The sequence below is a fragment of the Micrococcus sp. KRD012 genome, assembly GCF_017168555.1.
In the GTDB taxonomy this organism is placed as follows: domain Bacteria; phylum Actinomycetota; class Actinomycetes; order Actinomycetales; family Micrococcaceae; genus Micrococcus; species Micrococcus luteus.
In genome coordinates this window covers 66550-73353 of sequence record NZ_JABFBB010000016.1, presented here as the reverse complement: position 1 = coordinate 73353, position 6804 = coordinate 66550, and the positions used below count along the sequence as shown (strand labels likewise).

Here is a 6804-nt window from a genome sequence, read left to right as displayed (position 1 = left end):
GCTCCTGTTCCGGCGGCGGGGGCGGCGGGGGCGCCGAAGACCGAGCTGACGGCGGCCGCGCGCGCGGCCCCGATGCGGCGAGCGGCGCGGTCCACCTCGCCGGCGCGCATGCGGCGGCGGGCCTCACGGCGTTCCTCGCCGTCGAGGCGGTCGACGTAGAGGATCCCGTCGAGGTGGTCGGTCTCGTGCTGGAGGCAGCGGGCGAGCAGGCCGGTCCCCCGGTGCTCCACCGGGTTCCCGTCCACGTCGGTGCCGCGGACGACGGCCTCGGCGGCGCGCGCCGGGTGGTAGCGCAGCCCGGGCACGGACAGACACCCCTCGCCCGGCTCCCGCAGCGCCTGCCCGGCGGTCTCGAGCACGGGATTGACCACGTGCCCGGCGACGCCGGCGACGTCGAACACGAAGACGCGCAGACCCACGCCCACCTGGGGCGCGGCCAGGCCCACGCCCCCGACGGCGTGCATCGTCTCGATCATGTCCGCCACGAGGGCGCGCACGTCCGCACCCGCGGGAACGGGCGACGCGGCGGTGCGCAGGACGGGGTCGGGGACGGTGCGGACGGGCAGGACGGTCACGCCGTCACCCTATCGCCGCCCTCGGCGGCGGACGCCGGGCGCGACGACGACCCGTCGGGCGCCACGTCCGGGGCGGCATGGGAGCCGCCGCCGAACGCCGCGGCGCGCACGGCCTGCAGACCGGTGGCCGCCGACGCCGGGACCGACGGCGGAGGCGGGCCGATGACGCGGAGCGCGGGGCCGGCGTCGTCCACGGCCTGCGCGTGCTTCCAGACCTGGCGCAGGGCCCAGAACTTGTGCCAGTGGCGGGGCAGCACGCCCGGGTTGGCCTGGTGCACGGCGACCTCGGTCTCCCCCAGGGCGACGCCGAGCAGCATCTCGGCCTGGCCGTGCCGCCACTCCTCCCAGGTGCCGGCCTCGGGATCCACGAGGGACTCCTCCGCCTTCAGGCCGGCGGTCAGCTGCATGACCACCTTGGGGTCGAGCGCCTTGACCCGTCCGTCCCGCCCCGTGCCCTTCGTCTTGTAGTCGATCAGGCACAGCCGGCCGCCGATCCGGGCGACGAGGTCCAGCGTGCCCGCGTAGCCCACCGTGTGGTTCCAGACGGTGATCTCGGCCGCGATCGGCCGGACGTCGTAGAGGTCCCACCACTCGTCGAAGCGGTCCGCGTAGGCGCCCTCCCCGTGCTCGATCAGCCGGGCCCGGGCCTCCGCCATGGTGTGGGGGCGGCCGAGGGCGCGCTGGGCGACCTGCTCGGCGTAGTCGTGCACGCGGTCCCCGCGCTCGGCCGCGGCGTCCCGGTAGCGGGCGGCGGCGTCGGCGGACTGCCGGGCCACCTGCTTCAGGCGCGCTGCGGAGCCCACGGATTCCGCCAGGCGCGGATCCTGGGTCACGGACTGGGCCGCCATCCACCCGACCCAGCCGTCCAGGTCCGTCTTCTCCATGCCGATCACGGTGGTGATGGACGGGACCTCGGGCAGGCCCGAGAGGGAGCGCGCGTACATGCGTCCGTGGGGGGTCTGATGCGCGAGGCGTGGCTGGGTCATGGTCAGCCATTCTGGCAGGGTCCCCGGACCCCCGACGGGGTGGCCCGACACGCCTCCGGACGCCGATTTTGCATCCGGGCGGAGATGGCCTAGAGTTCTTTCTCGTTGGAAAACGCAGGTGAGCGGCTCAGAGGAGCGTATCCCGGCGGCACCGACACGCGGATGTAGCTCAGTTGGCTAGAGCGCCACCTTGCCAAGGTGGAGGTCGCGAGTTCGAATCTCGTCATCCGCTCGCTCAACCTTCACCCCTGGTCGGGTGGCCGAGAGGCGAGGCAGCGGCCTGCAAAGCCGTATACGCGGGTTCGAATCCCGTCCCGACCTCGCAGGCTTCTCCGACCGGGAGTGGCGGCATGTTCACCACCTCTTCGGAGGTGGACGAGCGCGATTGGCGCAGCGGTAGCGCGCTTCCCTGACACGGAAGAGGTCACTGGTTCGAACCCAGTATCGCGCACGGAGACGATCCGTGAGGATCGACTCAGGCGGATGTAGCTCAGTTGGCTAGAGCGCCACCTTGCCAAGGTGGAGGTCGCGAGTTCGAATCTCGTCATCCGCTCCCACGCGAAGGGCCCCTCCTGGCGGAGGGGCCCTTCGTCGTTCCGGGGCGTGCGGTCGGCCTCGTGCTCGGAGCACGGACGCCGACCATCGGACGGGATCAGAGCCGCGGGCCGTCCACCCGCCAGTAGCCGCTGAACATGATCGCGCGCTTCGGTGCGATGCCGCGGCGGACGATCACCCGCCGCGCCGCCGTCGCGAGCGACTGCTCGCCGCACGCCCACACGTGGTCGCGGGGCGCGGCGGGGAGGTCCTCGAGGTGCGGCGTGAGCAGGGCGCCCGGCACGGCGTCTCCGCGGTGCAGGACCGTGAGCGTGGCGCCCTCCGGGACCTCGAGGGCGGGGACGTGGTCACGGCCGGGCACCTCCAGGACGACGTCCATCCGGCCCCCGCGCGGCGTGCGACGCTGCGCGGCGAGGGCGGCGGCGATGCTCGGGACTGCGGTCTCGTCCCCCACCACGAGGTGCGACTCCCCCGCCGCCGGCAGACGATAGGCGCCCGTCCCGGTGCGGAAGCCGGCGACGTCGCCCGGACGTGCGGTGCGCGCCCACGTGCCGGCGGGGCCCGCATGGTCGTGCACGACGACGTCGACGTCGATCTCACCGACGGAGGGCCGGTGCTCGGCGACCGTGTACCACCGCAGATCCGGCCGCACGTCCTCGGGGATCCGCCCGACCGCTCGCCGCGCATTGAGCGCCGCGGGATCGGGCATCACGAGCGCCCGCCCCGGGGGCGGGGTGAGCAGCCCGAAGTACTCGTCGCAGCCCTGCGGGGTGAACGTGCGGAACTCCTCCGCGGCGAACGTGAGACGACGCAGCCGGGGGGCGAGCAGCCACGTGGCGCGGACCGTCATGGTCCACTGCGGATACTCGTCGCGGTCAACGGGCATCGCCTGGCCGAGGGCCGCGAGCCCGCGGTAGGCCTTCATCTGCAGGGCCTCGACACGCGAGGGACGGGCGGCAGGCGGGGGGAGGACGGAGGAGCTCGTCATCCGGTCAGCATAGGTGAGCCTCACCTTTGCTGGAGTCCTCCCTTTGAATACGTCACGTCATTGTTGCGTATTTGCTTTCTTAGGTAAGGCTTCCCTACTGTGCGGGGCGTCCGTGGCGGACGCCGCCCGGAGCCGACGACCCCCTCACGGAAGGCCCTCCCATGCTCCCTCGCCTGTTCGGACTCGGCGATCCCGCCGCCTACCTCGACGCCACCGGCAGGGCGGCCCGGGTGGCCGTCGACACCGCCTACGACCGCGCGGGGGTCCACCCGGACACCCCGTCGACGCACCTGGCCGACGCCGTCGGCGCCGTCGACTTCTCGCAGCCGACGGGCAGCCTCGACGACGCCCTCGCCGAGGTCGCGGAGCTCTACGCCCACCAGACCACCGCCTACCACCACCCGCGCTATGCCGCTCACCTCAACTGCCCGGTCCTGCTCTCCAGCACCGCAGCGGACACCGTGCTCGGGGCGCTCAACACGGCGGTCGAGTCCTGGGACCAGGCCCGCTCCGCGGCGCTCATGGAGCAGCGGCTCCTGGCCGAGGTCGGACGCTGGTGCGGGTTCGCCGCGGGCGACGGCGTCTTCACCTCCGGAGGGTCGGCCTCCAACCTGCAGGCCATGACGCTGGCCCGCGGCCGCGCCGTGCAGCGCCTCACCGGCCACGCCGGGCTCGCCGACCTGCCCGCCGAGGTGCTCGGCTCGCTGCGCGTCTTCGTCAGCGCCGCCACGCACTACAGCATCGCCAAGGCAGCCGGCCTGCTCGGGCTGGGTCGCCACGCCGTGGTCGTCGTCCCCACCGACGCCGCCGGGCGTCTGGACCCCGGGGCCCTGGCCGAGGCGGTCGAACGTGAGGTGGCCGCCGGTGCCGTGCCGATGGCCGTCGTCGCGACGCTGGGGACCACCGACCGCGGCGCCATCGACCCGCTGCCGGCCATCGCCGACGTCGCCGAACGCCACGGGATGTGGGTCCATGCGGACGCGGCCGTGGGCGGGATCCTCGCCGCGAGCGCGGCGACGCGCCACGAGCTGCCGGGGCTGCACCGTGCGGACTCGGTGACGATGGACTTCCACAAGACGTTCTACGTGGGGCTGGCCTGCAGCGCGCTGGTGGTGCGGGACGCCGAGAGCCTGCGCCATGTGACGGTGCATGCGGACTACCTGAACCCGGAGGACAGCGTCCATCCGAACCTGGCGGATCGGTCCTTGCAGACGAGCCGCCGGTTCGACTCGCTCAAGCTGTGGCTGACGCTGCGTGAGCATGGGGCCGAGGCGGTGGTGTCCCTGTTCGCGGGGGCGCGCGAACGCACGCGGCAGGCGTGCGGGATCCTGCGGGCCCGGCCGACGTTCGCGGTGCTGGAGGATCCGACGCTGGTGACAGTGCTGTTCCGGGTGCGGGCCGAGGGACTGTCGGAGGAGGAGTGCACGGCGGTGCAGGCGGCGACGCACCGGGAGCTCGTGGCCGGCGGGCGCGCGCTGATCGCGACGACGGTGGTGGACGGGGTGCCCCATCTGAAGTTCACGATCCTGAACCCCGCGGTCACCTCGGGCGAGCTGGAGGAGCTGGTCGACGTCGTGGAGGAGGCGGCGCTGCGGCACGTCGACGCGGTGCGGGCGAGCCGTCATCGGTGGCGCGGGGTGGCGCGGACCCGTCCGCATGGCCCGTCGGTCGCCGTGTCCTGCACGCTCCCCGCTTCGGCGGGGCCACGTCCGTCCGCGGCGCGCGTGGACGAGCACGGAGAGCAGGTGTGCGCATGAGCCCGGCGTCCACGTCCCCCCGCCGCGTGCTCGCGATCGGGCTGGGCCCGTTCAACCTGAGCCTGGCCGCGCTGGCCCACCCGCTGCCCGACGTCGAGGTGGAGGTGGTGGAGAGCCGCGACGCGTTCGTGTGGCACCCGGGCATGATGCTGCCGGGCGCGCAGATCCAGGTGCCGTTCCTCGCGGACCTGGTGACGTTCGCGGACCCGACCTCCCCGTACTCGTTCCTGGCGTATCTCAAGGCGATGGGCCGGCTGCACCGCTTCTACATCCGGGGTTCCTGGTACCCGCTGCGGCGGGAGTTCTCGGACTACTGCGCGTGGGTGGCAGCCCAGCTGCCCGGCATCGCCTACGCGACCACGGTGACGGCGGTGCGGTGGGACGATCAGGCGGACGAGTTCGTGGTGGAGGCGGCCTCCGCGGCCGGGACCAGCACGCACCGGGCCGACCACGTGGTGGTGGGCACGGGCACGGTGCCGTCCCTGCCCGCGCCGCTCGCGCGCGTCGCGGAGGAGTCGGCCCGGGTCGGCGCGTCCCCCGTGGTGCACACGGGTGAGTACATGGGCCGTCGCGAGGACATCGCCGGGGCCGGGTCGGTCCTGGTGGTGGGCAGCGGCCAGTCGGCGGCGGAGTGCGCCCTGGACCTGCTGAACGCGGGCCACCCGGACCTCACGTGGGTCACGCGCTCACCCCGGTTCTTCGGCATGGAGGTCGGCCAGCTCACGCTCGAGCTGACCTCGCTGGACTATGAGCGGCACTTCGCCACTCTGCCCCGGGCGCGGCGGGATGAGATCAACGCATCCCACCGGTCCCTGTACAAGGGGATCAGCGAGTACACGATCGAGGACGTCTACCACGCGCTGTACGAGCGCCAGGTGGGTCCGCTGGACCCGGCCCGGCTGTGGCCGGGCACGTCGGTGACGGACGCCCGCCTGGTCGCGGGCCCGGGTGCGCCCCGGGTGGAGGTCACCCTGCGCGACGAGGAGACCGGGGTGACCGGGGGGCACGTGGTGGACCGTGTCGTCGCGGGCACGGGCTACCGCCACCCGGACCATCCGTTCCTGGAGCCGGTGCGGCACCTGCTGCGCGCGGAGGACGGTCGGACGACGGCGAACGCGGACCACGCGATCGACGTGAGCGGCCGCCGGATCTTCGTGCACAACACCGCCGAACAGCCCCTGGGTCTCACCGGCCCGGACCTGGGCATGGCGGCGGAGCACAGCGGCCGCATCCTCAGCACGATCGCCGGCCGCCAGGTCTACGCGCAGGCCGAGTCGATCGCGTTCCAGGACTTCGGTGCCGTCGCGGCGGGCGTCCGGTGAGCGCCGTGACGCCGCCGCAGACCACCGTGGACGGTGCGGCCGCGAGCGCGGCCCGTCGTGTGGAGCTCCGTCCCGTGGGCGCGCAGGACCATCCGCTGCTGCACCGGTGGGTGACGTCCCCGCACGCCGTGTACTGGGAGATGACGGAGGCGGGTCTGGCCGACGTCGTGGCCGAGTACGAGGCGATCGCCGCGCACCCGCACCACCACGCGCACGTGGGGCTCGTGGACGGGACCGCGACCTTCCTGGTGGAGGTCTACGACCCGGCCCACTCGGAGCTGGCCGGACGGTATGCGGGCGCGCCCGGCGACGTCGGCCTGCACGTGCTCGTCGCCCCGACGGACACCCCGGTGCCCGGGACCACGGACCTGGTGATGGCCGCGGTGGTGCGCTGGTGCCTGGCCCAGCCGGGGGCGCGGCGCGTCGTCGTCGAGCCGGACGAGCGCAACGCCGCCATCCGGGCGAAGAACCTGGCCGCCGGGTTCACGGAGCTCGGTCCCGTGGCGCTGGGATCCAAGACGGCGATGCTCTCGATCGCCACGCCCGAGTCCTTCACTGCCAGCCGGATCGGCGTCCTCGCCGCCGGGCTGGACCTCACCCTCCCCGAGCCCCCGCTCCTCC

6 protein-coding genes and 4 tRNA genes are annotated in these 6804 nt (G+C 73.7%); 7 read left to right on the top strand and 3 right to left on the bottom strand.

Annotation, left to right across the window (positions count from 1 at the left end; translation table 11 throughout):
• Nucleotides 1-575 (bottom strand): peptide deformylase (gene def / locus J1M37_RS06925; protein ID WP_206452370.1); only part of this gene is annotated, 575 nt, incomplete at its 3' end.
• The gene (locus J1M37_RS06920; protein WP_036383776.1) at nt 572-1561 is read right to left on the bottom strand and encodes a hypothetical protein; all 990 of its coding nucleotides are present in this window, start codon (nt 1559-1561) and stop codon (nt 572-574) included. The genes def and J1M37_RS06920, both read right to left, overlap by 4 nt.
• A 158-nt stretch (nt 1562-1719) precedes the next feature.
• Between J1M37_RS06920 and J1M37_RS06915 the strand changes: the two genes are divergently transcribed.
• The 4 genes from J1M37_RS06915 (at nt 1720) to J1M37_RS06900 (ending at nt 2114) form a co-directional block, all read left to right on the top strand.
• Nucleotides 1720-1793, top strand: a tRNA-Gly gene (locus tag J1M37_RS06915).
• An 18-nt stretch (nt 1794-1811) separates the two neighbouring features.
• A tRNA-Cys gene (locus J1M37_RS06910) sits at nt 1812-1882 on the top strand.
• A gap of 58 nt (nt 1883-1940) precedes the next feature.
• A tRNA-Val gene (locus J1M37_RS06905) sits at nt 1941-2012 on the top strand.
• Between the two features lie 28 nt (nt 2013-2040).
• Nucleotides 2041-2114 (top strand) — tRNA-Gly (locus J1M37_RS06900).
• Between the two features lie 99 nt (nt 2115-2213).
• On the opposite strand, the gene J1M37_RS06895 is transcribed toward J1M37_RS06900, so the two are convergent.
• On the bottom strand, nt 2214-3104 hold the full coding sequence (locus J1M37_RS06895; RefSeq protein WP_049147987.1) for a siderophore-interacting protein: 891 nt from the start codon (nt 3102-3104) through the stop codon (nt 2214-2216).
• Between the two features lie 161 nt (nt 3105-3265).
• Here J1M37_RS06895 and J1M37_RS06890 point away from each other — a divergent pair, with 161 nt between their 5' ends.
• From J1M37_RS06890 to J1M37_RS06880, 3 genes are all read left to right on the top strand, one after another.
• Nucleotides 3266-4861 carry a pyridoxal phosphate-dependent decarboxylase family protein gene (locus J1M37_RS06890; RefSeq protein ID WP_049147986.1) on the top strand — a complete coding sequence of 532 codons (1596 nt, stop codon included), beginning with the start codon at nt 3266-3268 and terminating at the stop codon, nt 4859-4861.
• Nucleotides 4858-6183 carry a lysine N(6)-hydroxylase/L-ornithine N(5)-oxygenase family protein gene (locus J1M37_RS06885; protein ID WP_049147985.1) on the top strand — a complete coding sequence of 442 codons (1326 nt, stop codon included), beginning with the start codon at nt 4858-4860 and terminating at the stop codon, nt 6181-6183. Before J1M37_RS06890 ends, J1M37_RS06885 begins: the two co-directional genes overlap by 4 nt.
• Nucleotides 6184-6188: 5 nt before the next feature.
• Nucleotides 6189-6804, top strand: a 616-nt coding sequence (locus tag J1M37_RS06880; RefSeq protein WP_342345125.1) for a GNAT family N-acetyltransferase, incomplete at its 3' end; no start/stop codon positions are given.